The sequence below is a fragment of the Xaviernesmea oryzae genome (genome assembly GCF_900109605.1).
In the GTDB taxonomy this organism is placed as follows: domain Bacteria; phylum Pseudomonadota; class Alphaproteobacteria; order Rhizobiales; family Rhizobiaceae; genus Xaviernesmea; species Xaviernesmea oryzae.
This window is the reverse complement of sequence record NZ_FOAM01000002.1, coordinates 131,394-156,026: the sequence shown is the minus strand read 5'-3', so window position 1 is coordinate 156,026 and position 24,633 is coordinate 131,394. Positions and strand designations below refer to the sequence as shown.

At 63.8% G+C, this 24,633-nt stretch carries 24 protein-coding genes and 1 tRNA gene; 5 read left to right on the top strand and 20 right to left on the bottom strand.

Translation table 11 applies throughout. The annotated features are described in order from the left end of the window. Nucleotides 1–118 precede the first annotated feature (118 nt). Together radC and sthA are read left to right on the top strand one after the other, a co-directional pair. A complete protein-coding gene (gene radC, locus BMX61_RS02425; RefSeq protein ID WP_075627741.1) occupies nt 119–949 on the top strand; it encodes a RadC family protein in 831 nt (276 codons plus the stop codon). Between the two features lie 137 nt (nt 950–1,086). Beyond that, on the top strand, nt 1,087–2,511 hold the full coding sequence (sthA, locus tag BMX61_RS02420) for a Si-specific NAD(P)(+) transhydrogenase (RefSeq protein WP_075627742.1): 1,425 nt from the start codon (nt 1,087–1,089) through the stop codon (nt 2,509–2,511). Nucleotides 2,512–2,571: 60 nt separating this feature from the next. Here the strand turns inward: sthA and BMX61_RS02415 are convergent, their stop codons facing one another. The 3 genes from BMX61_RS02415 to BMX61_RS02405 all read right to left on the bottom strand — a co-directional run bounded on the left by BMX61_RS02415 (nt 2,572) and on the right by BMX61_RS02405 (nt 4,908). Continuing rightward, a complete protein-coding gene (locus tag BMX61_RS02415) occupies nt 2,572–2,922 on the bottom strand; it encodes a hypothetical protein (protein ID WP_139198863.1) in 351 nt (116 codons plus the stop codon). Between the two features lie 229 nt (nt 2,923–3,151). Then, nucleotides 3,152–4,636: a trigger factor gene (gene tig / locus BMX61_RS02410; protein WP_075627744.1), complete on the bottom strand. Its 1,485-nt coding sequence runs from the start codon at nt 4,634–4,636 to the stop codon at nt 3,152–3,154. Nucleotides 4,637–4,823: 187 nt separating this feature from the next. Further along, nucleotides 4,824–4,908 (bottom strand) — tRNA-Leu (locus BMX61_RS02405). Between the two features lie 806 nt (nt 4,909–5,714). Between BMX61_RS02405 and BMX61_RS02400 the strand changes: the two genes are divergently transcribed. Together BMX61_RS02400 and trmFO are read left to right on the top strand one after the other, a co-directional pair. Continuing rightward, nucleotides 5,715–5,858: a DUF1127 domain-containing protein gene (locus BMX61_RS02400; protein WP_075627745.1), complete on the top strand. Its 144-nt coding sequence runs from the start codon at nt 5,715–5,717 to the stop codon at nt 5,856–5,858. A gap of 389 nt (nt 5,859–6,247) precedes the next feature. Next, nucleotides 6,248–7,696 carry a methylenetetrahydrofolate--tRNA-(uracil(54)-C(5))-methyltransferase (FADH(2)-oxidizing) TrmFO gene (gene trmFO, locus BMX61_RS02395; protein WP_075627746.1) on the top strand — a complete coding sequence of 483 codons (1,449 nt, stop codon included), beginning with the start codon at nt 6,248–6,250 and terminating at the stop codon, nt 7,694–7,696. 91 nt (nt 7,697–7,787) lie between these two features. Here trmFO and BMX61_RS02390 read toward each other — a convergent pair whose 3' ends face one another. From BMX61_RS02390 to yajC, 5 genes are all read right to left on the bottom strand, one after another. Further along, nucleotides 7,788–8,216, bottom strand: a complete 429-nt coding sequence (locus BMX61_RS02390; protein WP_075627747.1) for a hypothetical protein — start codon at nt 8,214–8,216, stop codon at nt 7,788–7,790. 169 nt (nt 8,217–8,385) lie between these two features. Continuing rightward, nucleotides 8,386–9,258: a phytoene/squalene synthase family protein gene (locus tag BMX61_RS02385; RefSeq protein ID WP_075627748.1), complete on the bottom strand. Its 873-nt coding sequence runs from the start codon at nt 9,256–9,258 to the stop codon at nt 8,386–8,388. 9 nt (nt 9,259–9,267) lie between these two features. Next, nucleotides 9,268–9,654 (bottom strand): Mth938-like domain-containing protein, encoded by a 387-nt coding sequence (locus tag BMX61_RS02380; RefSeq protein ID WP_075627749.1) that lies wholly within the window; start codon nt 9,652–9,654, stop codon nt 9,268–9,270. Nucleotides 9,655–9,844: 190 nt separating this feature from the next. Beyond that, on the bottom strand, nt 9,845–12,379 hold the full coding sequence (secD, locus tag BMX61_RS02375) for a protein translocase subunit SecD (protein ID WP_075627750.1): 2,535 nt from the start codon (nt 12,377–12,379) through the stop codon (nt 9,845–9,847). Between the two features lie 51 nt (nt 12,380–12,430). Next, on the bottom strand, nt 12,431–12,766 hold the full coding sequence (gene yajC / locus BMX61_RS02370; protein ID WP_075627751.1) for a preprotein translocase subunit YajC: 336 nt from the start codon (nt 12,764–12,766) through the stop codon (nt 12,431–12,433). A gap of 284 nt (nt 12,767–13,050) precedes the next feature. On the opposite strand from yajC, the gene BMX61_RS02365 reads away from it, so the two are divergent. Beyond that, the gene (locus BMX61_RS02365; RefSeq protein ID WP_075627752.1) at nt 13,051–13,917 is read left to right on the top strand and encodes an ATP-binding protein; all 867 of its coding nucleotides are present in this window, start codon (nt 13,051–13,053) and stop codon (nt 13,915–13,917) included. A gap of 93 nt (nt 13,918–14,010) precedes the next feature. Here the strand turns inward: BMX61_RS02365 and BMX61_RS02360 are convergent, their stop codons facing one another. From BMX61_RS02360 to nagZ, 12 genes are all read right to left on the bottom strand, one after another. Beyond that, nucleotides 14,011–15,564, bottom strand: a complete 1,554-nt coding sequence (locus BMX61_RS02360) for a peptidoglycan DD-metalloendopeptidase family protein (protein ID WP_075627753.1) — start codon at nt 15,562–15,564, stop codon at nt 14,011–14,013. A gap of 300 nt (nt 15,565–15,864) precedes the next feature. Beyond that, entirely contained in the window at nt 15,865–16,524 is a 660-nt protein-coding gene (locus tag BMX61_RS24960; protein WP_075627754.1) for a hypothetical protein, read from the bottom strand. A gap of 198 nt (nt 16,525–16,722) precedes the next feature. Beyond that, a complete protein-coding gene (locus tag BMX61_RS02350; RefSeq protein WP_075627755.1) occupies nt 16,723–17,376 on the bottom strand; it encodes a protein-L-isoaspartate(D-aspartate) O-methyltransferase in 654 nt (217 codons plus the stop codon). Then, nucleotides 17,376–18,164, bottom strand: coding sequence for a 5'/3'-nucleotidase SurE (surE, locus tag BMX61_RS02345; RefSeq protein WP_075627889.1), 789 nt, complete (start codon nt 18,162–18,164; stop codon nt 17,376–17,378). The genes BMX61_RS02350 and surE overlap by 1 nt, the downstream gene beginning before the upstream one ends. A gap of 223 nt (nt 18,165–18,387) precedes the next feature. After that, nucleotides 18,388–19,671 carry a serine--tRNA ligase gene (gene serS, locus BMX61_RS02340; RefSeq protein WP_075627756.1) on the bottom strand — a complete coding sequence of 428 codons (1,284 nt, stop codon included), beginning with the start codon at nt 19,669–19,671 and terminating at the stop codon, nt 18,388–18,390. A 222-nt stretch (nt 19,672–19,893) separates the two neighbouring features. Beyond that, nucleotides 19,894–20,712 carry a twin-arginine translocase subunit TatC gene (tatC, locus tag BMX61_RS02335; RefSeq protein ID WP_075627757.1) on the bottom strand — a complete coding sequence of 273 codons (819 nt, stop codon included), beginning with the start codon at nt 20,710–20,712 and terminating at the stop codon, nt 19,894–19,896. Continuing rightward, nucleotides 20,709–21,347 (bottom strand): Sec-independent protein translocase protein TatB, encoded by a 639-nt coding sequence (gene tatB, locus BMX61_RS02330; RefSeq protein ID WP_075627758.1) that lies wholly within the window; start codon nt 21,345–21,347, stop codon nt 20,709–20,711. Before tatB ends, tatC begins: the two co-directional genes overlap by 4 nt. Before the next feature lie 125 nt (nt 21,348–21,472). Beyond that, entirely contained in the window at nt 21,473–21,688 is a 216-nt protein-coding gene (locus BMX61_RS02325; RefSeq protein WP_075627759.1) for a twin-arginine translocase TatA/TatE family subunit, read from the bottom strand. 167 nt (nt 21,689–21,855) lie between these two features. Next, on the bottom strand, nt 21,856–22,569 hold the full coding sequence (scpB, locus tag BMX61_RS02320) for an SMC-Scp complex subunit ScpB (protein WP_075627760.1): 714 nt from the start codon (nt 22,567–22,569) through the stop codon (nt 21,856–21,858). Beyond that, nucleotides 22,559–23,443: a segregation and condensation protein A gene (locus tag BMX61_RS02315; RefSeq protein WP_083639442.1), complete on the bottom strand. Its 885-nt coding sequence runs from the start codon at nt 23,441–23,443 to the stop codon at nt 22,559–22,561. The genes scpB and BMX61_RS02315 overlap by 11 nt, the downstream gene beginning before the upstream one ends. Beyond that, on the bottom strand, nt 23,430–23,582 hold the full coding sequence (locus tag BMX61_RS24875; protein ID WP_175577647.1) for a hypothetical protein: 153 nt from the start codon (nt 23,580–23,582) through the stop codon (nt 23,430–23,432). Before BMX61_RS24875 ends, BMX61_RS02315 begins: the two co-directional genes overlap by 14 nt. A 2-nt stretch (nt 23,583–23,584) precedes the next feature. Next, a complete protein-coding gene (nagZ, locus tag BMX61_RS02310) occupies nt 23,585–24,601 on the bottom strand; it encodes a beta-N-acetylhexosaminidase (protein ID WP_075627891.1) in 1,017 nt (338 codons plus the stop codon). Nucleotides 24,602–24,633 lie beyond the last annotated feature (32 nt).

The window sequence follows — 24,633 nt, the reverse complement described above, 5'->3', positions numbered from 1 at the left end:
GCGACGCGCCCTCTGGGGCGCGCTGCGTGGCCATCATCTTCGTTCGACACAGATCTCGTCGCAAGACTGCTGTCTCCTCTTGCGCCATGCTTCAAGGTCCATCACGCGGGAAGCACCCATGACCAAGAATCCGCCTCTGCTCGACGACCTTCCCGAACAGGAGGACGAGCGCGGTTTCTTTGCCGACCAGCCGACCCGGCGCCCGAGGCTCAAGCCGCCGGCCGAGCCCATTTCGCTGGCGGATGAAAAGCCCGGTGTCTCTGCCAAGACCAGCGACGAGGCCCATTATCACGGGCACCGCGACCGGCTTCGCGCCCGCTACCGCGACCATGGCGACACCGCCCTTGCCGATTACGAACTGCTGGAGCTCGTGCTCTTCCGCCTCATTCCCCGGCGCGACACCAAGCCGATCGCCAAGGCACTGATCGATCGTTTCGGCACGCTCGGCGGCGTGCTCGGCGCGCCGATCGGGCTTTTGACCGAAGTCAAGGGCGTCGGGGAAGCGGTGGCGCTCGATTTGAAGCTGACCGCCACCGTCGCCCACCGCATGTTGAAAAGCGAATTGAAGGGCAAGACCGTGCTGTCGTCCTGGTCGTCGGTCATCGATTATTGCCACGCGGCCATGGCCCACGAGACGCGCGAACAGTTCCGGATCCTGTTTCTCGACAAGCGCAATGCCCTGATCGCCGACGAGGTGCAGCAGACCGGCACGGTCGATCACACGCCCGTCTATCCGCGCGAGGTGGTGCGCCGCGCACTCGAGCTGTCAGCGACCGCGCTCATCCTCGTCCACAACCACCCCTCCGGCGACCCTACCCCCTCCCGCGCCGATATCGATATGACCAAGACGATCGTCGATACCGCCAAGCCGCTCGGCGTGACCGTGCATGATCACATCATCATCGGCCGCGACGGCCATGCCAGTCTGAAGGGCCTGCGGCTGATCTGACGCGGCACCTGTCTGAAAACGACACATCCAGTCGCCCGAGCTTCACCGTTTTTCCATGATTGACCTGCTATGCCGGTAGATGAAACATCCCGCATCGCAGCAACCTTAACGATCCTTTTTCGCGGACAGGCTCAATCATGGTTCAATTTGATCTCGTCGTCGTCGGCAGCGGCCCGGCAGGCCGCCGCGCCGCCATCCAGGCTGCCAAACTGGGCAAGAAGGTCCTGGTGATCGAGCAGGGCAAGCGCGTCGGCGGTGTGTCGGTTCATACCGGCACGATCCCCTCCAAGACCCTGCGCGAGACGGCGCTGAACCTGACCGGCTGGCGCGAGCGTGGCTTTTATGGCCGCGCCTATCGCGTCAAGCAGGAGATCAGCGCGGAAGACCTGCGCCGCCGCCTGCTGATCACGCTGGATCACGAGGTCGAGGTGCTGGAGCACCAGTTCGCCCGCAACCGGGTGCAGCACATGCGCGGCAAGGCAAGCTTTGTCGATCCGACGACGCTTCAGGTGATCAAGGACGATGGCGAGAGCCTGCAGATCACCGGCACCAGCATCCTGCTGGCGGTCGGCACCAAGCCTTTCCGCCCATCCTATATGCCCTTCGACGGCAAGACGGTGATCGACAGCGACGAGTTGCTCGATATTCAGGAACTGCCGCGCTCGCTCGCGGTCATTGGTGCCGGCGTCATCGGGATCGAATATGCAACGATCTTCAGCGCGCTCGACACGGCGGTGACGCTGATCGATCCGAAGTCGACCATGCTCGATTTCATCGACCACGAGATCGTCGAGGACTTCACCTATCAGCTGCGCGACCGCAACATGAAGCTTCATCTCGGCCAGAAAGCCGAGAAGGTGGAGAAGCAGGCCGATGGTAAGGTGCATATCACGCTCGACAGCGGCCGCGTCGTCATCGTCGAAATGGTGCTCTTCGCCGCCGGTCGCATGGGCGCAACCGATACGCTCAACCTCGAAGCCGCCGGCCTGACCGCCGACAATCGCGGCCGCCTGAGCGTCAATCCCGAGACGTTCCAGACGAGCGTGCCCAATATCTATGCAGCCGGCGACGTCGTCGGCTTTCCCTCGCTCGCCTCCACCTCGATGGAGCAAGGGCGCATCGCCGCCCGCGTGGCCGTCGGCGCCATCGCCAAGGAGCCGCCGAAATTCTTCCCCTACGGCATCTATGCCGTTCCCGAGATCTCGACCTGCGGCCTGACCGAGGAGGAAGTCAAGCAGCGCGGCATCCCCTACGAATGCGGAATCGCCCGTTTCCGCGAAACCTCGCGCGGCCACATCATGGGCCTGGAATCAGGCCTGCTGAAGCTGATCTTCTCGCTGAAGACCCGTCGCCTTCTGGGTGTCCACATTGTCGGTGAAGGCGCGACCGAACTCGTGCACATCGGCCAGGCGGTTCTCAACTTGAAGGGCACGGTCGAATATTTCGTCGAGAATACCTTCAACTACCCGACGCTAGCCGAAGCCTACAAGATCGCCGGCCTCGATGCATCCAACCGCATGGGCGATGTCGAGGAAAAGACGGTAACGGCCGTCTCGGTGTAATTGCTCTATGGAACACGGCCGCTGTGCTTGCCGGAACAGACAAGCAGAGCGGCCTAAAAATCAAAGCTGCGAACGCCGCTCCAACAGCTCGACCCGTTCCGATAGCTCACGGTAAGCGATGCTATTTTGCAGGCCGTCTTGGATCGCAGTCAGTATATCGTTGTATTGACCGCGATTTTCGCGCTGCAAGTCCTTAATGCGGCTATCTCCAGCATCGATCGAATTTTCGACCTCATCCATACGCAAAAGAAGCGCCTGAAGACGCTGCGTGACATCGGCACGAAACTGCGCGACCTCCGCCTTCACGTCCAAGATGTCGCCTCTGACCTGCGCATGGTGACGCGAGAGTTTCGTAAACTCTGCGTCGAAGCGACCGATCGTCTCAAGGTTGCCTGAAATCCGCTCGTTCAACGTTCTCATTCCGTCGCTGACAGACTATAGCTGATTCAACAAGCGCTTCTGAAACTCGAGGTCCTCGGACATCCAACCATCCCCGCATAGGCTTTTGCAAGGTAGACCCAGGAGGCCGTTGAAACAACAGCCATTCGCATAGCACACCGAAAGAGCGCCCATCAGACACTAAAACCCCGCCTGGTCGCCCAGGCGGGGTTTTTCTATGAGCTCTCTATGTCCGCCCCGCTTATTCAGCGGCAGCGTCATCCTCGGCAGCCTTCTTCTTGGTCGCGCGCTTCTTCGGAGCAGGCGCTTCCTCGGCGGCGGCTTCGACCGGAGCGGCCGCTTCGCTTTCAGCCTTCTTCTTGCCGGCCTTCTTCTTCGGCTTGTCGTCGGCCTCGTCTTCGGCGGTCAGCTCATCCTTCGAAACGGTCTTATCCGTGACCTTGATCTGGCCGAGCAGATGATCGACGACCTTTTCTTCGAAGATCGGCGCACGCAGCGAAGCGGCAGCACCCGGGGTCTTCTGGAAATAGTCGATGATCTGGCGCTCCTGGCCGGGGAACTGGCGCAGCTGTTCGAACAGCGAGCGCTGCATTTCCTCGTCGCTGACCTGGATCTCGGCCTTTTCGCCGATCTCGGAAAGAACGAGTCCAAGGCGAACGCGGCGCTCGGCGAGCTTGCGATATTCCGCGCGGGCTTCTTCCTCGGTCGTGTCTTCATCGGCAAAAGTCTTGCCGGCCTGCTCCAGGTCGGTGTTGATCTGGCGCCAGATGTTTTCGAACTCGGCATCGACAAGACGCTCGGGCGTCTCGAAGCTGTAGAGCGCGTCGAGCTGATCGAGCAGCTGACGCTTGACCTTCTGGCGGGTGATCTGGCCGAACTGGCCTTCGATCTGGCCGCGCACGACTTCGCGCAGCTTGTCCGCCGATTCGAGGCCGAGCTTGGTGGCCAGCTCGTCGTTAATCTCGACGGCACCGGGCGCTGCAACAGTCTTGACCTTGATGTCGAAGGTGGCGTCCTTGCCAGCCAGATTGGCGGCCGGGTAGTCGGCCGGGAAGGTAACGGTGATGACCTTTTCGTCACCGGCCTTCAGGCCAACCAGCTGCTCTTCAAACCCGGGGATGAAGCGGTTGGAGCCGAGAACGAGTTCAGCGTCCTCGTCCTTGCCGCCATCGAAGGGCTCGCCATCAAGCTTGCCGAGATAATCGATCGTCACGCGGTCGCCATTCTCGGCAGCGCCATCCTTGTCTTCGAAGGTGCGGGCGTTTTCGGCGATCTTGAGGATCTGCTCCTCGACTTCCTTCTCGTCGATCTCGACGACCTCGCGGGTGACGCTGATGCCCGAGACGTCCTTCAGTTCGATCGACGGAATCACTTCATAGTTCAGCGTGAATTCGAAATCGGCCTGGGCGGCGAGGATCTTCTCGGCCTGGGCTTCGTCTTCGGTCATCGCGATTTCCGGCTGGGTCGCGGACTTTTCACCGCGCTCGCTCAGGATCTCGGAAGGCTTGTCGCGCACCAGCTCGTTGACGAGCTCGGCCATGACCGACTTGCCATACATCTTCTTCATATGCGCGAAGGGGACCTTGCCGGGACGAAAGCCGTTGATGCGGACCTTGCCCTTGACGTCTTCCAGACGCTCGACCATCCGCGCTTCCATGTCAGCGGCGGGGATGACGACCTTCAGTTCGCGCTTCAGCCCTTCGGAGCGCGTTTCGATGACTTGCATGTTCAAAACCTTCACTTCGGTTGCGGGGCCCGGCCACCTCTATCGGTGAGTAAGGGGGCCCATGCTTCGCTTCAGGGGCGGCTGCGACGTGCCAGGCCGGCCTGCTCCCGCCATGGCGACGATGTGCCACGACATGAACCTGCCAGGCCAGCGGAGACCTGCCAGCCGAACCGCATCGCCTTAATCCTGGTGCGGGTAGAGAGACTTGAACTCCCACGCCTTACGGCACCAGAACCTAAATCTGGCGTGTCTACCAATTTCACCATACCCGCTTGAGCGGGCCCTATGTCACAAAGGGGGTCGGGATGCAAGCTGCGGCGGGCTTTTGCGCCGTTATCCGGGCTTTTCTTTCACGCTGAGCGCTAACCCTGCCCGGCAGCAGCGTCACGCAGCCGACAGCGTTCTGAACTTCAGTTCCGATGTGGCTTGCACAAAGGGGAAAACATGTCCTCGGACCGCTCCGATCGGCACATTCCGAAAAGCCATGCATGAACCGCATGGCAACCATACCGGAAGGCCGCTACCGCGCGGGAACCCTTTGCCATACTAATCGTTTCAACGCAGCCGCTTCCTCTCCTCCTCCCAAGAGCGGCGCGCTTGATCACCGGCCTCTCCTCCTCCCTAGCCGGTCGATCCTCAAGCCGACGCCCGCTGGACCTCCTCCCCCAGCGGGCGTCGCGCATTTTGGGCCCACGGCTATGTCCCGAGAGAGGCACCTGGTGAAATTCCGCGTCAATCGCGGCATCGATTCTTTCAGCTCCGCACAATGCATATCGATGCTTTGCAGCCGGCGACGATCGCACTGCACACCGGCACAAGGCCAGGCCAGGCGAATCGTCCCTGCGCGACCAAACAGGGGTCGCGGAAAGCCAATGTAAGATTAGGTTTGAGCGCCTGACGCCACACGTCAAAAATCAGCCATCAGACGTTTTTGCACAAAAAGGCGTCATGCATTTGCACATTTGCATAGCAGATGCCTTCGGATTGCACTGCAGCTTCAGTCCGCGCAGGTGTAGAAGATCCTCATCGGGCAAGGCGACGATACGCCTATGCCGCAACATTTTTCGAGGATTGACCCATGAACCCGATTCGCATCGCCAAGAACTGGATGAACTATCGCCGCACGCTCGCCGAACTGGCTGGCCTGTCGAACCATGCCCTGTCGGATATCGGCATCACCCGCTACGACATCCGCAACATCGCGTCGCGCTCCTTCCGCTAAGCCGGCTCTGCGGCAAGCGCCGCGCTGACGACGCCCGGCCGCTTTTGGCCGAGAGCGCCGGCGCGCCTTCCGCTAACGCTGCCCGCATCGCTGCGGTCGCGGCGCCGGAAGCTGCAGATCTCAGGCATCAATCTGATCTCTGCACGCCTGACAGCCAAATGAACGATCCGACGGCGCCCTTTGGGCGCCGTCTGCGTTTTTGCCACCGCCAACGCCTCAACGTCTTCAAGACACCACGCCGCACGTTGCTCGACGTGCTGTGCGGATTAGCTGACAGAGGTGTAAACCGCTGACACCGCTGCCCAATTTGCTTTTCATGCTGTGTCCCTCGCGCAGGAATGATGCGAGAGCGCTTGAATTTCCGGCCGCAAAGCGTCAGGACATGGGACATGACGCATAAAGACACCCTATCCCCAATCCACGTGATCGGTGGCGGCCTTGCCGGCAGCGAAGCCGCCTGGCAGATCGCCGAGGCCGGCATTCCGGTCATCCTGCATGAAATGCGCGGTGTGCGCCCCACAGAAGCGCATAAAACCGACAGCCTGGCCGAACTCGTCTGCTCAAACTCCTTTCGCTCGGATGACGCCACCAGCAATGCGGTGGGCGTCCTCCACGCCGAAATGCGCCTTGCCGGTTCGCTGATCATGGCGTCGGCCGATGCCCATCAGGTGCCCGCGGGTGGCGCCTTGGCGGTTGATCGCGATGGCTTTGCCGAAGCTGTGACGCAGGCGATCGACAGGCATCCGCTGATCACGCTGACGCGTGAGGAAGTCAGCGACCTTCCGCCTGATGACTGGGATCTGGCGATTATCGCCACCGGCCCGTTGACCGCGCCTTCGCTGGCTGCGGCTATCCAGGCGAAGACCGGACAGGACGCGCTGGCCTTTTTCGACGCCATCGCGCCGATCGTGCACAAAGACACGATCGACATGGAGATCTGCTGGTTCCAGTCGCGCTATGACAAGGTCGGCCCCGGCGGCACGGGGCGTGATTATATCAACTGCCCGATGGACGAGGCGCAGTACAATGCTTTTGTCGACGCGCTGATCGATGGCGACCGCACCGGCTTCAAGGAATGGGAAGGCACGCCCTATTTCGATGGCTGCCTGCCGATCGAAGTGATGGCCGAGCGTGGCCGCGAAACGCTGCGCCATGGACCTATGAAGCCGATGGGCCTCACCAATGCGCACAGGCCCGATGTGAAGCCCTATGCCGTGGTGCAACTGCGCCAGGACAATGCGCTGGGCACGCTCTACAATATGGTCGGCTTCCAGACGAAGCTGAAATATGGCGCGCAGGCCGAGATCTTCCGGATGATTCCAGGCTTGCAGGAGGCCGAATTTGCACGGCTCGGCGGCCTTCACCGCAACACCTATCTCAACTCTCCCGTTTTGCTCGACCCCACGCTGACGCTCAAGGGACGGCCGGGCTTGCGCTTTGCCGGTCAGATCACCGGCTGCGAAGGCTATGTCGAAAGCGCCAGCATCGGCCTGCTTGCCGGCCGGTTTGCTGCCGCCGAACGCCTTGGCCAACCTCTGCGCCGGCCACCCATGACCACGGCCTTTGGCGCGCTGCTCGGCCATATCACCGGCGGTCACCTGATGGCCGACGAGGACGAGCCGGGCAAGCGCTCCTTTCAGCCGATGAATGTCAATTTCGGTCTTTTCCCGCCGCTGGAAGCCGGGGCGATCACGAAGCCGGAAGGCGTCAAGCGCTTTCGCGGCAAGGACAAGGCGCAGGCGAAGAAACAGGCAACGGCCGCGCGCGCGCTGAACGATTGCGCCGCCTGGCTCGATCGCCTGAAGGCCGACGCCGAAGAGCGGCGCCTCTCCGCCTGAGGGTTTGGCCCGCAAGCCCGCTGTTGTGGTTTGAAAGGTGGCGCATGGTCCGCGCCGCTCGTCCGGCTGCAACGCCCGCCGCCGTCCTCCATCAGGTGCGGAAGCTGCCCAGCAGCCAGAGCGACACGTCGCCGGCGGCCTCGCTCGTCGAAAAATGGTAGAGCCCGTTCAGCTTGTCGAACTGGGTGAAGATGATCGCGAGCGTTTGCGCATCGGGGGCATGATCGAGGCGGATCTGACCGGCTTCGAAGCGATAGCAGGCATAATGCGCGCCGCGAGACAGCATGAGGCCAACGCGCTCGTCATGGAGGCGAACGAAAAAGGCGCCGCCGTCCTCGGTGGCGTGAATGGCGCGAATCGCCTCCTCCGGAAAGGCCCGGCCGAATTCGAGGATGGCGTTGCCAGGGTCCGGCGCCGCGCGCTCCTCCTCCGCCTGCCGATTCATGCGCAGATAGAACAGGCCGGCAAGAGAGGCCGCTCCAAGCGCGATGAGCCAGGACCATTCGACTGGCAACTCCATCCGATGTCCCTTTCTGATTCCTCTCGCACCCAACGGTGCTAGCGCCACCTCGGCCGCAGGCGCTTGAGCCAACGCCGCCGGCCCGCAGCCACGCGAGCACCGAACACATCGTGCACATTTGCCAGACCGGCCTTGCGTCAGTCTCGCCTGTCTTTGCCGTCCTTGAAGGCTACCAGCGACCGCTGCGGGCGGCGCGCCACATGCGCCACTGGCGACGCCATTGCGGCGGTGTGATCGGCTGTTCGAACAGCTGTGCGCCAACATGCGCCGCCCGGTCGAAGACCGGCTGCGCCAGCGCCACAGGGACAAAGGCGGGCCGCAGGCTAGGCGCCAGGCCCCGCGCAGCCTGGCGGGCTTTTGCCAGATGCTCTCGCCCTAGGCCAATCATGGCATCAACGGCGCGGCCAAGCGCCGCCTTGTCCTCGCCTTGGAGAAATCCCTCGCGATCAAGCCCGGTGGCCGCCAGGAGATCCAGGGGAAAGAACACCTGCCCCCGGCTTCGATGGATGGGCGCAAGGAGAAGCAGCCCGGCCACGGTCTGGGCAACGCCGGCATGTCCTGCCGCATCGGCAGCACCCGCCGCCGCCTGCGGGTCCAGCACCAGGCCGGCCAGCTGGATCAGGGCACTGGCCGTCTCGCCGGCATAACCCTCCAGCGCATGGCGGCCTTCCATGGGATCGTCATAAAGGTCGAAGATCCGCGCATCGATCATATCTTGGAGGACGCTGACCGGTAGACGATATGTGGCGATCGTTTCGAGCAGCGCCTTGGCGATCGGGTGGCCGCTCGCCTTCCCCCCGGAGGGGTCGTCCAGCACATCGCGCCACCATTGCAGGCGGATCTCGCCGGGAAGCGGCTCACGCACCACGTCGCGCACGCGGGCGATTTCGGCATGAAAGGCATAAAGCGCGGCCAGCGCCGGACGCGCGGCCTCCGGCGCCAGCAGGCAGGCCAGATAGCGATCGCGGTCGTTGACCCGCAAGCTGGCGAGGCTCGGTTCCAGAGCGGCATCGGAGGTTTGCACGGCGGATGTGGAGCTCATGATCAGGGATCAGACAGCAATGACCGCCGCCGCCACGCGGCGCTCTTCGGCGAGCATGATGTTATAGGTGCGCACGGCGGCTCCGGTGCTCATCGGGTCGCTGTTCATGCCGCGCGCGCGGAAGGCGGCGCGCAGTGGGGCCGGCAGCGGCCGGATGTCGGCTCCGGTGCCGACGAGAACGAACTCGATCGGCTCGACCTCATCGAAGATCCGGAAAAACTGTGCCGGTTCGAGCGCCTGCCCTTCTTCCACGTCCCAGCCATAAATGCCCGACGGCAGCAGAAGCAGCGAGCCGCGATGCGACATGCCGGCGAAGCGAAAACCGCCATTGCCATAGCTGTCGATCGGCGCGCGGCCGGGAAAATGTGCATTGCGGACTTCGAGGGGACGTCTCATGCGCGATCTCGTTTCCTTCGTTTTCCAGGCGCGTGCCTGGCGGCAGGCGCTGGAAACACGGCATGGGCGGTAGCGGTTGCAGCCACCGTGCCCTTTACATGGGCTTTGTCTCGTCAATGACCTGGTCGGGCGGCCAGGTCGGTGTCAGGTGCTGGCGCCGCCGGCTGAGCACCTGTCCACACACAATGGGTCAGGCATCTTCCGCCATGTCAGCCGCAGCGGCATCCGGCCTCGCGCCGCGCCGCATCCGCGTCAGGCGGAAGAGAATCAGCACCGGCCCCGCGACATAGATGGAGGAAAAGGTGGCAGCGGCAATGCCGAAGAACATGACGAGGGCAAAAGGCCGGATCAAGGGGCCGCCGAACACGCAGAGCGCGGCAAGCGCCAGCAAGGTCGTCGCGGCCGTCAGCAGGGTACGCGAAAGCGTCTGGTTGATGGCGGTGTCGATGGCGATGGGCAGCGGCATCATCGGGAAGCGCCTGATAACACTGCGCACGCGGTCGTAAATCACCATCGTGTCGTTGAGCGAATAGCCGATGATCGTCAAAAGCGCGGCCACGCTGGTCATATTGAACTCGATGCCGGTGATGGTGAACAGGCCGATGGTGAGAATCACGTCATGCAGGATCGCGATCACCGCACCTGCCGCGAACTGCCAGGCAAAGCGCATCCAGACATAAGCGAGAATGGCAAAGAGCGCGACGGCGAGCCCGATCGTAGCCGCCTTGGCCAGGCTTTCCGACACGACGGGCGCCACCACATCGACGCGGCGGAACTGATAGTCATCCTCCAGTTCGCCGCGCATGAGGATGACGGGCGTCTGCTCGGCATTGTCACCGCTGTCGCGCGACTGCACGCGCACGACGACATCACGCGGATTGCTGAGCGGCGTGACGCTGACATCGCCGATATTCAGGCCCTCCAGGCGGGCTTCGATATCGTCGGGATCGGCCCCGCCCTGACGTGCCGAAAGTTCGACAACGGAACCGCCGGAAAAATCGATTCCCAGGTTGAGGCCGAGATTGGCGAGGAGCAGCAGACTCGTCAGCGACAGCACCGAGAGCGCGGCGAAGACAATGTTGCGCACCGCCATGAACCGGATCGCCGCCGTCGCGAAGAAGCCGGTGTTGATCTCGGCAATCGCCTTGGCAAGGGCGCGCCGGCCCATGCCGGCCTCCAGCACGATCCGGGTCACCGTATAGGCGGTGAACAGGGTCGTGACGATGCCGATCGCCAGGGTCACGGCAAAGCCCCGCACCGTGCCGGTGCCGAGATAGAGCAGCACGATGGCGGCCATCAGCGTGGTGACATTGGCATCGACGATGGCGGCAAAGGCGTTCTGGAAACCGTAATGCACGGCGTCAACGGCATTGCCGCGCCGACGGGCCTCTTCGCGCACGCGCTCGAAGATCAGCACATTGGCGTCGACGGCCATGCCGATGGTCAGAACGATGCCGGCGACGCCGGGAAGCGTCAGCGGCAAGCCGGTCAGCGTCAGCACCGCGATGATCATCACGACATTGAGCAGCACCGCGCCGGTCGCGACCAGGCCGAACAGGCCATAAAAGCCGACCATCAGCCCGCCGATCAGCGCGGTGGCGACAAGGCCCGCCAGAACCAGCGTGCCCAGGGCATCGGCGCGCAGGCCGGCGCCGGAAGACCGCTCCTCCACCACCGCGACGCTCGCCGGCAGCGCCCCGGCGCGCAGGACGGTGGCCAGATCTTCCGCCCCCTCCGACGTCATGTCCGGCGCGAGCCGCACGGAGCCTCCGGTGATTGCACCCGAGACCGTCGGCTTGGTGATGATCAGCCCGTCCAGCGCCACAGCGATGCGCCCGCCGGCGGCCTCGCCCGTCGCTTCGGCCAGCCGCCGCGCGCCATCCTCGGAAAAATGCAGATCCACCGCCGGATGGCCGGAGCCATCGATCACCGCCTCCGCCGCGCTGACGTCATGGCTGGATACCACCGGCTGCCGGCGCACCAGCGTGCCCACCGGCGGATCGTCGGCCGTATAGAAGACAGCACTGCCGGCCGGCAGGTTGCCGGCCTCGGCCTCGGAGGTGGAGACGGAGCCATCGATCAGGTGGAAGGTCAGTTCGCCGGGCGTGGAGAGGATCGTCTTCAAGCGCTCTGCATCGACATCGCCGCGGACCTGAACGGCGATCCGATCCGCTCCGCGTGGCGCCACCGTGCCACCATCGAGGCCAAGGGCCGCCAGCCGCCTGCGCAGGACCGGTAGCGCGTCGTCGCGCAGCGCCGCAATCCGGCGGGTCAGGCCTTCCGGCGTGATCTCGATGGAGAGTGTTGCGCCATCGGCCGGAAGCAGCTTCAGGTCGCTGCCGCCTTCCGTCAGCGCTGCCAAGGCCTTTAGCGCGGCCTGGACCTGCACCGGGTCGGTGATCGTCACCGACAGTCTGTCGCCGGCGCCGGAGAGATCGCGGTAGGCAATGCGGGTGGCTTTGAGCCGGGCGCCCACTGCGTCGACGGCAATGCGCAGCCGCTGGGCCAGCACGGCCTCGCGCTCGATCCGCAGGCCAAGCTGGGAACCGCCGACCACATCGAGCCCAAGATGAAGGCGCCGGTCCGCCAGAACGGACGGCGCCTTTTCCATCAGGCTAGCGGGAATGAGATTGATACCGGCAACCAGGATGCTGGCGATCACCACCAGCCAGACGACCAGCGCCCGCCAGCGAGAAATTCGGGGATAGCCAGGCTGATGCGGCATCGGGCTCTCGACATTGGCGCCGGAAGAGCCCGCCCCCTCGGCCGCGAGGGCCTATTCCTTGACGGGTTCGCCCTTGACGCGGACTTCGGTAATGCCACTGCGTACCACACGAATCTTCACGCCGTCAGCAATTTCCACTTCGACCTCGTTGTCATCAACGACTTTGGTCACGCGACCGACAATCCCGCCAGCCACCACCTGGTCGCCCCGGCGAATGTTCTTCAGAAGTTCCTCGCGGCGCTTCATCGAGGCGCGCTGCGGACGGATGATCATGAAGTACATGACGACGAAGATCAGCAGAAACGGCAGAATCGACATGATGATCTCGGTGGTGCCGCCACCTGCTGCGGGCGCCGCCGTCTGCGCGAATGCTTGCGTCACGAACATCGAAAACTCCTTGAACCTGTAATGGGCGGGAAATCCCCGCTCTTTCCGGCCGGCACTATAGGAAAGACGCCTTCGAATGCAACAGACAGAGCGTCTGCTATGCGCAGCTCATTCAAGCAAAGAGACGTGATCGAACCCGGCTGGATGAAGCTCGCCGGATATGGCAGCCCGCACGGCCTCACGCGATCCTCCGGCGCAGGCGCGAGGTGGAACTTGCATCTGGGCAGCGGCGGCCGGGCATGGTAACGCGCGCTCGATCAGCCAATCGTGGAAGGAGAGCTCGCATGGAAGCGCGCAAGATCGACAGCCTCATCGAGGAAGTTCGCAGACTTTCGGTGGCGCTGGAGCGCCTGGCCGGCCCCGCGCCCGCCGAAAACGATTGGATGGCGGCCGATTGTTTCGTCTGGGCGCCGCAGCGGCGCCATCTCCAGCCCGTTCCCCGGCCAAACCGCATCGGGCTTGAGCTGATCAAGGGCGTCGATCACGTGCGTGACATTCTCCACGAGAACACGCGCCGGTTCGCCGAGGGGCTGCCAGCCAATAATGTGCTGCTCTGGGGCGCGCGCGGCATGGGCAAATCGTCGCTCGTCAAATCCGTGCATGCGGCCGTGGCCGAGGAAACGGGCGTCGCGTTGAAACTGATCGAAGTCCATCGCGAGGATATCGCCACTTTGCCGGCGCTGCTGGACGTGCTGCGCGATGCGCCGGCGCCGGTTATCGTCTTTTGCGACGATCTCTCCTTCGACCATGACGACACCTCCTACAAGTCGTTGAAGGCAGTGCTGGACGGCGGCGTGGAAGGACGGCCGAGCCATGTGCTGCTCTATGCCACCTCGAACCGCCGTCATCTTCTGCCGCGCGACATGATGGAGAATGAGCGCTCCACCGCCATCAATCCGTCCGAAGCGGTGGAGGAGAAGGTTTCGCTCTCGGATCGGTTCGGTCTCTGGCTGGGCTTCCACAAATGCAGCCAGGAGGATTATCTGGCGATGATCGATGGCTATGCCGACGCCTTCAGGCTGACGACACCGCGTGAGGCGATGCAGGCCGAAGCCTTGACCTGGGCCACGACCCGTGGCGCGCGCTCCGGCCGGGTGGCCTGGCAGTTCATCCAGGACCTGGCCGGCCGGGAAGGCAAGAAACTGGCGTGAGCGAACGCGAGGCCGTGCTGGCAGGACCATGCGAGGCGGGCAATTCGCCGCCTCGCCGCCGTTACCTATTTAAGGGCGCCTACTCGGGGGCACCTATTCGAGATAGCTCGACGGATTGACCGGGGTGGCGCTCTTGCGCACTTCGAAGTGCACCTGCGGCTGGGTGGCCGTGCCGCTCATCCCGGAGGAGGCAATGGTCTGGCCGCGCTGGATCTTCTGGCCGCGCTGAACATTGAGGTTCGCCGCATTGCCATAGACCGTGACCGTGCCGTCATCGTGGCGGATCAGCACGGCGTTGCCGAGTTCCTTCAGGCTGCTGCCGGAATAGATCACCACGCCGTTTTCCGCCGCCTTGATCGGGGTGCCCTCGGGCACGGAGATGTTGATGCCGTCATTGCGGTTGCCGTTGACGTTGGCGCCATAGCCCGCAATTACCGCGCCACGCACCGGCCAGCGATATTTGCTGATGCCGGTAGCCTTTGGTGCATCGGCCGAGCCGTCATCACGCGAGGCCACTTCGGTCACCGACTGCTTCGGCGCAGCCGGCTTTTCGGCCACCTCCTTCTCCGCAGCCGGCGCGGCAACCGCCGCCGGCTTCTTCGGCTGCGCTTCGGCCACGACGGGCGGGGTAGCCGCCGGCTTGACCGAGGCGGTCATCACCTGATCCGACTTGGCAGGCAGCTTCAGCTCCTGACCGACACGAATGGTGCCGTTGGCCATGCCATTGGCGGCGCGCAGTTCGTCCACGGACACGCCGTTCTGCTTGGCGATGCGGTTGAGGGAATCGCCCGGCTTAACGACGTAGGCGCCCTTCTTGTCGCCAGCACCGGTCTCAGGCTGCTTCCCAACCGAAAGATCCTTGGCGCCGCCGCCCTTTTCGCGCGACTGGCTCTGGCCCGGCAGGATGGCGACTTCGCGCTGGGCCGGAAGCTCCGGCTTGTTCTTCTGCTTGTCGATATCGAGGCTTGCAGCCTGCGACGAGGCAGAGGCCTTGGCTGCGCTGCCCGACACGCCAAAGGTCGGAATGACGATGCGCTGGCCGGGCTCGGCCTGGGCTGCGGATGTCAGGCCGTTGGCCTTGAGGATTTCCTTTTCCGGCACGCCATAACGCTGGGAGAGCGTGGCGACACTCTCGCCTTGGCGCAACATGACGGCGGGCGCATTGGTGGTCGACCAGCCATTCTTGGAGCCGGCAGGCGCTGGGGTGGAACCGGTGGAGACCGGCTCGGCCAACGCCGGCTTGCTGCCACGGCTCAAGGACGCGACCTCACGCGGCGCGGCAGGCTTCGGCCGCACAGCCGCGGCGCCGGGCTCCGCAAGTTCGGTGCGCTGCACGGCAATGGGCTGGCTTGCGGCACGTGCGCGCGAAACCGGCGCGGGCGCAAGCTCGGCAGAGCGGGTGGGCTGCGGCGGCATCGGCTGGGCGAGCGCCTGGTTGCGCCCCATATCCATCCCGCCCTGGCCCACGTCGCTCTGCGGCACCGGCGCGGTATTGACCGAACTTGTCGTCAACAGGTCCGAGCGGTTGAACAAGCCGCCAAAGCGTGACGAGTCCGAGCTGCAGCCCGTGGCAGCGCTCGCCAGCAGGATCGCCACCACAAGGCGCGAGACCGGCTTAACAACAACAGACGAACCATTGACATGCATGTCGCACCCACTTCGAAACTCAACTCGATGTAGGTCGATTACAACGCATTAGAGTTACCGGGCGGTTAAGTTCATGCCCCTTGGCGACAATCTTTTGATTATTCAATAACCTTAACAGACCGTCGCCATGGCGCGATGCAGCAGGCAAGCCGCTCTGCTGCACACGATTTCCGCGCTGGCGGAGCGTACCCCGCCCAAAAATGCAGTCACCGACAGCCTCGTCGCTGGAGGCGGCCGGTGAACAATGCGGATGGATTGGGCCGAATCTGCGGCCGACAGGCCGCGCTGGAGTGCGGCGCCTTAAAAATCCTCGTTGTAGAATTTTTCGATCTCGGAAAGCGGGCCACGCCGCTCGGAACCGTCATCATAGGAGAAAGCCGGCGCTTCCCAGCCGAACATGTCGCCCGCAATCATGTTGGTCGTGGTGCGCTGGGCGATCTCCATCTCGGGCTTCTCCCCGTCGAGAAGCGCACTGACGAGCGTGGTGAACACCTTGCTGCCACTGTCCATGCCGTCGCTGTAATCCATCGATCGCAGACCGGCGACGGCAGCGTCGCGTGTGCCGAAATAGCGCAGGCTGTTCTGGTCCTCGGGGCGCAGATTGTCGTAGTAATCGATGAAACCACGATAATAGGCTTTGTAATCGCCGGTCTCACTATGGCGACCAAAAGCCTGATATTCACGCTGCGCAAGCTGCGGCGAAAGCTTGTTGGCCCATTCGTCCTTGGTCAGCGGCGGATATTTCTCAGAGGTTGACGTGCGTTTGTTGCCGTAGCTCAGGAAAAGCATGGCCTCGGCCGAGAGCACGACACGGGAGCTCGGATCGAAGCCCTTACCCATGCTGCTGATCTCGACCTTGGGGGCCGGCCGGGCCTCCTCGGCCGTTTCCACCACGCGCACCTGGCGCGCGTTCTTATTGCCGCCGGTTTGACCGGGATTGGATTTGCTGTCCACCTGCATGGGAGCCTCCTGCGCGTCATCGGAGCGCGCTGGCTGCAGCCTGACACGATGGCAGGCCGGCGCTCCCTGTCGCCTCAGGAGTTAAGCGCCGGAGCTTGCGCCGAACTGGATGGCGGCCTCGGCGACCGTGCAGGCGACGCCACAAGGAACGCCGAATATCTCTTCTGATACAGGGAGCTAGCTGCTTTTCCTGATCGGTCAGAGATAGGCGGCCAGCTGGGGCACGATCGGCAGGTAGGGTGCGGAGAAAAGGTCTTCGCGTTCGAATCGGCTGCCCGTGCGGGTGATGCGCACCATCCGGCATTCCTTTTCGGTGACCATGATCGGCAAGAGCAGCACGCCGCCGGACACGAGATGATCGGTGTAGCTGCGCGGCAGGCTGTCAAAGGCGGCGGTGACGAGGATGCGGTCGAATGTCCCCTCCCCGATCAGGCCGTTGCTGCCGTCGCCCTGGCGCGCGATGACATTGCGGATGCCGAGTTCCTCAAGGCCACGCTGGGCGCCGGCCACAAGCGAGCGATAGCGATCGATGGTCAGCACGCGCTCGGCGATCCGTGCCATGACGGCAGCGGTGAAGCCGCTGCCCGTGCCGACTTCGAGGATGCGCTGGCCGGGCTTGACGTTCAGCGCGTTGAGGATCCGCACCGAAAGGTCATAGCCCTCCATGAAGGATCCGCATTCGAGCGGAATCATTCGGGACGACATCGCCTCCCGCTTGTAGAGCGGCGGCGCGAAGACGCTGCGTGGCGTTTGCTCGACGGCATTGAGCAAGCCCTTGGACGTGACACCCTCGGCTCTCAGCCGCAGCACCATCGCCGCGAAGCCCTCCTGCTCCGCGAGAGCGGGCATCATCATGAAAGGCCTCCCCGCTCGCTGCCCACGGCTTTTTCGAGCGCTTCGGCCACCCGGTCCTGCACGGCGTAATCGGTCAGGTCGAGCTTCAGCGGCGTGACGGAAATCTTGCGATCCTTCAGCGCCTGAATATCCGTTCCCGCGCGAAAGTCGCCGATACGCTCTCCGAAGCGCAGCCAGAAATAGGGATGACCGCGCCCGTCCGTGCGCTCGTCGATCGTCAAGCCGAAGTCGAGCTTGCCTTGCGAGGTCACTTCGACACCTGCCACCTCGTCGACCGGGCAATTGGGGAAATTCAGGTTCAAGAAGGTGCCGTCCGGCAGATCGACGGCCATCAGCTTGCGCAGGAGGTCCGGCGCGAAGCTTTCCGCCACAGTCCAGGGCATCGGCCCGCTCAATGGATAGTGGAAGGCCTGGCTGAGCGCGAAGGACCGTACGCCCTGCAAGGTGCCTTCGATCGCGCCGGCGATGGTGCCGGAATAGGTGACGTCGTCGGCCATGTTGGCGCCGGCATTGACGCCCGAGAGGATCAGATCCGGCTTGCGGTCCAGCACCTTGCGGATCGCCATGATCACACAGTCTGTCGGCGTGCCGCGCAAGGCGAAACGCTGGCCACTGATCTGGCGCAAACGCAGGGGCTCGGACAAGGTGAGGGAGTGAGCCAAGCCGCTCTGGTCGGTCTCCGGCGCGACGACCCAGACGTCGTCGGTCAAGGCGAGCGCTATCCGCTCCAGCACGGCAAGCCCTTCGGCATGAATGCCGTCATCATTCGTCAGCAAGATGCGCATGAATGTTTCCAGGTCCCAGGCAGCGCAGCGAACGGCCTCTCGCGGAGATCCCAAGGCCGGCACCATCATGATGCCAGACAAGGCCGCGCCCTTGGGACGGCTGCTGCGTCATTCCGTGCGTCGAAACCGGTTCACGGAAAGCTGGCACAGCCGATTTATGCTGACCGCAGCATCCGATGCGCCATTTTCAAACGCAGGTCGGATACGGCGGGCAGAAAATCCCTCAGGCGGCGCGTTCGATTCGCTTCAGCCCGCCCATATAGGGCAGCAATGCTTCAGGAACAGTTACCGAGCCATCCTCATTCAGGTAGTTCTCAAGCACCGCGATCAGTGCGCGGCCGACAGCCGTGCCGGAACCATTCAACGTGTGCACGAAGCGGGTCGCCTTTTCGTCGCGGCCGCGGGTGCGCGCATTCATCCGGCGCGCCTGGAAATCGCCGCAGACCGAGCAGGACGAAATCTCGCGATAGCTGTCCTGACCCGGCAGCCACACTTCCAGATCATAGGTCTTGCGGGCGGAAAAGCCCATGTCGCCGGTGCACAGCGTCATGACCCGATAATGCAGGCCGAGGCGCTTCAGCACCTCTTCGGCGCAGGCGGTCATGCGCTCATGCTCGTCGATCGCCTGATCGGCATCGGTGATGGAGACGAGCTCGCATTTCCAGAACTGATGCTGGCGCAGCATGCCGCGCGTGTCGCGCCCGGCGGAGCCCGCTTCCGAGCGGAAGGACGGAGTGAGCGCGGTGAACCGCAGCGGCAGACGCTCGGCCTCGACGATCTCGCCGGAGACGAGATTGGTCAGCGTCACCTCTGCCGTCGGAATCAGCCAGCGACCATCGGTGGTCCGAAACAGATCTTCAGCGAATTTCGGCAGCTGCCCGGTGCCGAACATGGCCTCGTCGCGCACCATCAGGGGCGAGGACACTTCGGTGTAGCCATGCTCCGTCGTGTGCAGGTCCAGCATGAACTGGCCGAGCGCGCGTTCCAGCCGGGCAAGCTGCGCGGTGAGCACGGTGAAGCGCGAGCCGGAGAGCTTGGCCGCGCGCTCGAAATCCATCAGCCCGAGCTTTTCGCCAATGTCGAAATGTTCGAGTGCCTGGTGATTCCAGCGCGGCTTCTCGCCAACGGTCCGGGCGACGACATTGCCGGCCTCGTCGCTGCCGACAGGCACATCATCCAGCGGAAGGTTGGGAATGCGCGACAGGGCGTCGGCCAACTCGGCGTCGACCGCCTTGCTCTCGTCTTCCAGGGCCGGAAGGCTCGTCTTCATCTCGGCCACTTCGGCCTTCAGCCTGTCGGCCAAAGCACTGTCCTTGGCCGCCATGGCGGCGCCGATTTCCTTTGAGACCGCATTGCGCCGGGCCTGCATGTCCTGCAGCGTTTGCACCAGACCCCGGCGCCGTTCGTCGAGCGCGATCAAGGCGGCGGCGAGTGCCGGCTGCCCACGCTTGGCGAGCCCCTGATCAAAGGCCTCGGGATTGTCGCGAATCCATTTGATGTCGTGCATGACGCGTTCCAAACCTGTGTGAAGCGGCCAGCCTGATGGCACGGCGGCGCTGAGACGTGTGCAGCCATGCCTCGGCATGGCTTTGCGGACAATTCGGCCATGCGATAGGCGGCGAAGCTGGCGCCTCGCTGGATCATGATCGCAGCTGCTCCGGCCCGAAGCGCCACCTCTGCCTACCTGAATACGCGACACGTCACGTGAGGCTGCTCGACGAAGACCTGATCAGGCCTCGTCGCCTTTTTCCGCCAGATCGCGCGAGGCTGCGGCATTGCGGGCCTGCTGACGCTCGATCAGCCGGGCCGTATGGATCGAAACCTCGTAGAGAAGGATGGCTGGCAGGGCAAGACCGATCTGCGAAACGGGATCGGGCGGGGTCAGGATCGCCGCGGCAATGAAGGCGACGACGATCGCGTATTTGCGTTTGGCGGCAAGATCATCGGCGGTGACGATGCCCACGCGCGCCAGCAGCGTGGTGATGACGGGCAGCTGAAACACCAGACCGAAGGCGAAGATCAGCGACATGATCAGGCTCAGATATTCCGAGACCTTGGGCAGAAGCTGGATCGCCACTTTCCCATCGCCGCCCCCCTGTTCCATCGTCAGGAAGAACCACATGACCATGGGCGTGAAGAAGAAATAGACCAAGCACGCGCCGAGCAGGAACAGGATCGGCGAGGCGATCAGAAAGGGCAGGAAGGCGGCGCGTTCGTTCTTGTAAAGGCCGGGCGCGACGAATTTATACACTTGGTTGGCGATAACAGGGAACGAGATCACCAGCGCGCAGAACATCGCCACCTTGATCTGGGTGAAGAAGAATTCCTGTGGCGCCGTATAGATCAGCTCCACCTGCCGGTGGTTGAGGCCTGCCCACTCCACAGACCAGCGGAAGGGCTGGACGAGAATGTTGAACAGCCCCTTGGCGAAATAAAAGCACACGAGGAAGGCGACAAAAAACGCGCCGACGGCCCAGATCAACCGCGCGCGCAGTTCGATCAGGTGCTCCATCAAGGGCTGGGGCTTGTCTTCGATCTCGCCGCTCATGCCTTGGTCTCCCCGATTGGGCTGTTGGTCTGTCTGGGATGGGCGGGCAGCCGGCGATGCGGCGGCGCCTGGACGTCGACCACGGCAAAGGCTGCCTTGCGAACACGCCGCAGCCCGCTTTTGCCATCCTCGGGACGCTCCCACAGCTTGGCCTTGGCGCGGGTATTGCGCAGCGCCTTCGGGCGAGCGGGTCTGGCTTGTTTGGGGTGGTCGGCCTTCAACGCTGCCGCAGGCGCGGCGCGCACCGGGGTAACCGGTGCGGCATAAGTCTCGGCGCCCTCATCTTCCATCAGCGCGGAGGGATAGGAGAAGGTCTGCGGCGGCGGATCGTTGGTGACCGCGCGATGCAGGTCGGCCTTGATCTCGTTGCCCATTTGACGCAGCGGGTTCATCGCGTCACGCAGGCTCTGGGCCGGGTTCAGCCGCTGCGCATCGGAAATATGCCGGCGCACCTCGTCGAGATCGGCCTCGCGCAGCGCATCATCGAACTGCCGGCGAAAATCGCCGGCCATGCCACGCATGCGCGACATCATCCGGCCGAAGGTCCTGAGCATCCCCGGGAGCTCTTTCGGCCCCACGAAGATGATCATCACCACTGCGATGACGACAAGTTCCGTCCAGCCGACATCCAGCATTGCGACGCCTCACACCATCTTCAGGGCCGGCGGCCGGCCGGGATCGCCGGTGCCGCGCGGGGCCCGTCTTCTTGTTGTCTCAAGGAAACGCGGCAGGCCGTAGCGGCCTGCGCGCGCGCCGGGGCTCAGCGAAGCTCGTCGGACTTGTGCTCGACGGTGCGGCCATCGGCCGTTTTCGTCGTGGTCGTGCCGTGATCGGTCTCGTCGTCCGTCATGCCCTTCTTGAAGCTCTTGATCCCCTTGGCAACATCGCCCATCAGTTCCGGAATCTTGCCGCGGCCGAAGAGAAGCAGCACGACAACCAGCACGATCAGCCAGTGCCAGATGCTAAAAGAACCCATATTCCAGTCTCCCCTTCAAGGATGCCATAGCGCCGATGTAAGCGGTTCGCCCGCCCTTTTCAAACGGCATTCCGTCTCGCTCGTTATCCGAAAGCAGGACATCACGCAATCCTGATGGAGCCGCCACCGGTCATCGCCCCAGAGAGATGACCCGGTCGCCGCCGCCATCAGGCGGTTTCGTCTTCACCCACGCCAGGCGCCAGGATGCCCAGCGCCTCGATATCGTCAGGCGTGATCGGATCTTCGTCAGGCCCAAGCGTATCGGAGTCCGCCGGGATCGGCAGCGACAGGCCGGAGGAAATCTTACCCGTGATCAGACCGGCTGCCTTTAAATCCTCCACGGCCGGCAGGTCGCGCAGATCCTCTAAGCCGAAATGGTCGAGAAAATCGCGCGTGGTGCCGAACGTGACCGGCCGCCCCGGCGTGCGGCGGCGTCCGCGAAAGCGCACCCAGCCCGCCTCCATCAGCACGTCCAGCGTGCCCTTCGACGTCTGCACGCCCCTGACATCCTCGATCTCCGCGCGGGTGACGGGCTGGTGATAGGCAATAATCGCCAGCACCTCCAGGGCAGCGCGCGAGAGCCGGCGCGGCTCGGCCTGCCCGTCCGCCACAAAACGGGCGAGATCCGCGGCGGTGCGAAAGGCGAAGCTCTGGCCACTCTCCACCAGATTGACCCCGCGATCGCGATAGGCCAGCTTCAGGCGCGCCATCACGGCCTGTGCGTCCACACCATCGGGAAGACGCTCGGCAATATAGGCGAGCGAAACCGGCGCGGCGGCGGCAAAGACGAGCGCCTCGGCCACGCGTTCCGCTTCGGCCTCGACGGCAGGGTCCGGTGCCACGAGCCGGGGCCTGCTGACCTTCAACTGCTCAGCTGACATGATCGGCCTCCAAGGCGCGCAGCTCTGCCGATGTGAAACTCCGGCGTCCAGAGCGGACCTCAAGCGGGGCGAAGGCCTGAGTCTGGCGCAGCTCCATCCGCCCTTCCCGCACCAGCTCGAGCGAGGCGGCAAAGACGCTGGCGAGTGCGCTGACTCGATCCTGCGGCGTCGAGAGATAATCGAGAAGAAAGGCGTCGAGCTGCGTCCACCCAGCCGGACTGTGCTGCAGCAGCCGCGCCAGCGTTAGCCGCGCTTCCGCGAGCGACCAGACGGCGCGGCGCGCGATCGTTACCCGCGTTCCCGGTGCTTGCTGGCGCAGACGGGAATAGGCGCCGATAAGATCGAACAGCGAGGCATCGAACGTCCGGCTGCTTTCGACCGGTCGATGTTCCGGCGCGCCGCGGGCGAAGAGGTCGCGGCCCAGGCGCGGGCGCTCACCAAGCGCATGGGCAAGCGCCCTCACCTCTTCCAGCCGCTGCAGCCGGCGCGCCAGCGCTTCGGCCAGCTCCTCACCCGATGGCTCATCGCCATCCTTCTTCGGCTGCGGAACTAGGAGCTTGGATTTGAGATAGGCGAGCCAAGCCGCCATCACCAGATAATCCGCCGCCAGCTCCAGGCGCAGATTGCGGGCCCGCTCGACGAAGGCGATATATTGCTCGGAAAGCGCCAGCACGGAGATGCGGGACAGATCCACACGCTGGTTGCGGGCAAGATGCAGCAGCAGATCGAGGGGGCCTTCGAATCCGGCAATATCGACCACCAGTGCCCCCTCGTCCGCCGCCGTGCCGTCAGCCTCCGACAGCGACACCCCTCGGTCGCCGGTGCGGGAGCCGTGCGGAGCCGTATCCAGCCACGCGTCTTCAGCGCTTGGCATGGTCGAGCTCCGTCTCTGTGGCGACACGATCATGGCCGCGACGATCCCCGGAGCCATCGACCATCCGGCCTTTTCCATGCGGCGCGCCGCCGAGGATGGCACGTTCGCGTGAGACCCAGGCGCCGAATGTGCGGTGCATCCTCATGCCACCGCGAAAAGGCTGGTGAATTCGTCTCGAAGCGCTGCCTCATCCGCTGCTTCCGCCGGCCGAAAGGCAGCGCGCGCCAGCTCGGCCCGCACGAGGCTTTCGCCCGCAAGCGGCGGCACGACAGCGGACACCGCCGTCATCTCCTCCATGATGCCATGGCAATGCAGCACGAGATCGAGCCCTGCCTCGACAATATTGCGCGCGCGCGTCGTCATGTCGCCTTCCAGCGCGTTCATCGACACATCGTCGGACATCAACAGGCCCTTGAACCCGATATGGCCGCGGATGATGTCATTCACCACCTTGGCCGACGTCGTGGCGGGGCGCTCAGGATCGATCGCCGTGAAGACCATATGCGCGGACATCGCCATGGCCTCGTCCTTCATCGCCACGAAGGGCTTGAAGTCCGTCTCGGCCAGAAGGTCCAAGGGCGCATCGACCACGGGCAGCTTATGATGGCTGTCGACGAAGGCGCGGCCGTGGCCCGGCATGTGCTTGATGACGGGCAGCACGCCGCCGGCCTTGAGGCCATCGGAAACGGCACGCGCCACGGCGATGACGGTTTGCGCATCGCGACCATAGGCGCGATTGCCGATGACATCGCTGCCGCCTTCCAGCGGCACGTCGAGCACCGGGAGGCAATCGACATTGATGCCGAAGCGCATGAGGTCGAGCGCGATCAGCCGCCCATGCAGCCAGGCGGCCCGCAGACCCTTTTCCGCATTGGCCTGATAGGCCGCGCCCAGCGCTGCGCCATTGGGATAGGCCGGCACGATGGGTGGACGAATACGCTGCACCCGGCCACCTTCCTGATCGATCAGCACCGGCGCCGCATCGTCGCCAATCGAGTGGCGCAATTCGGCAACGAGATCGGCGATCTGTTGCGGCTCGCCGATGTTGCGGCCGAACAGGATGAAGCCCCAGGGCCGCTCATCGGCGAAGAAGGCTTTTTCATCGGCACTGAGGCGGAGGCCCTTGCAGCCCGATATGAAGGATTTTGATTCGCGCATGAGCACCATCCTAAAAGCCTGTCCGGGGCAAA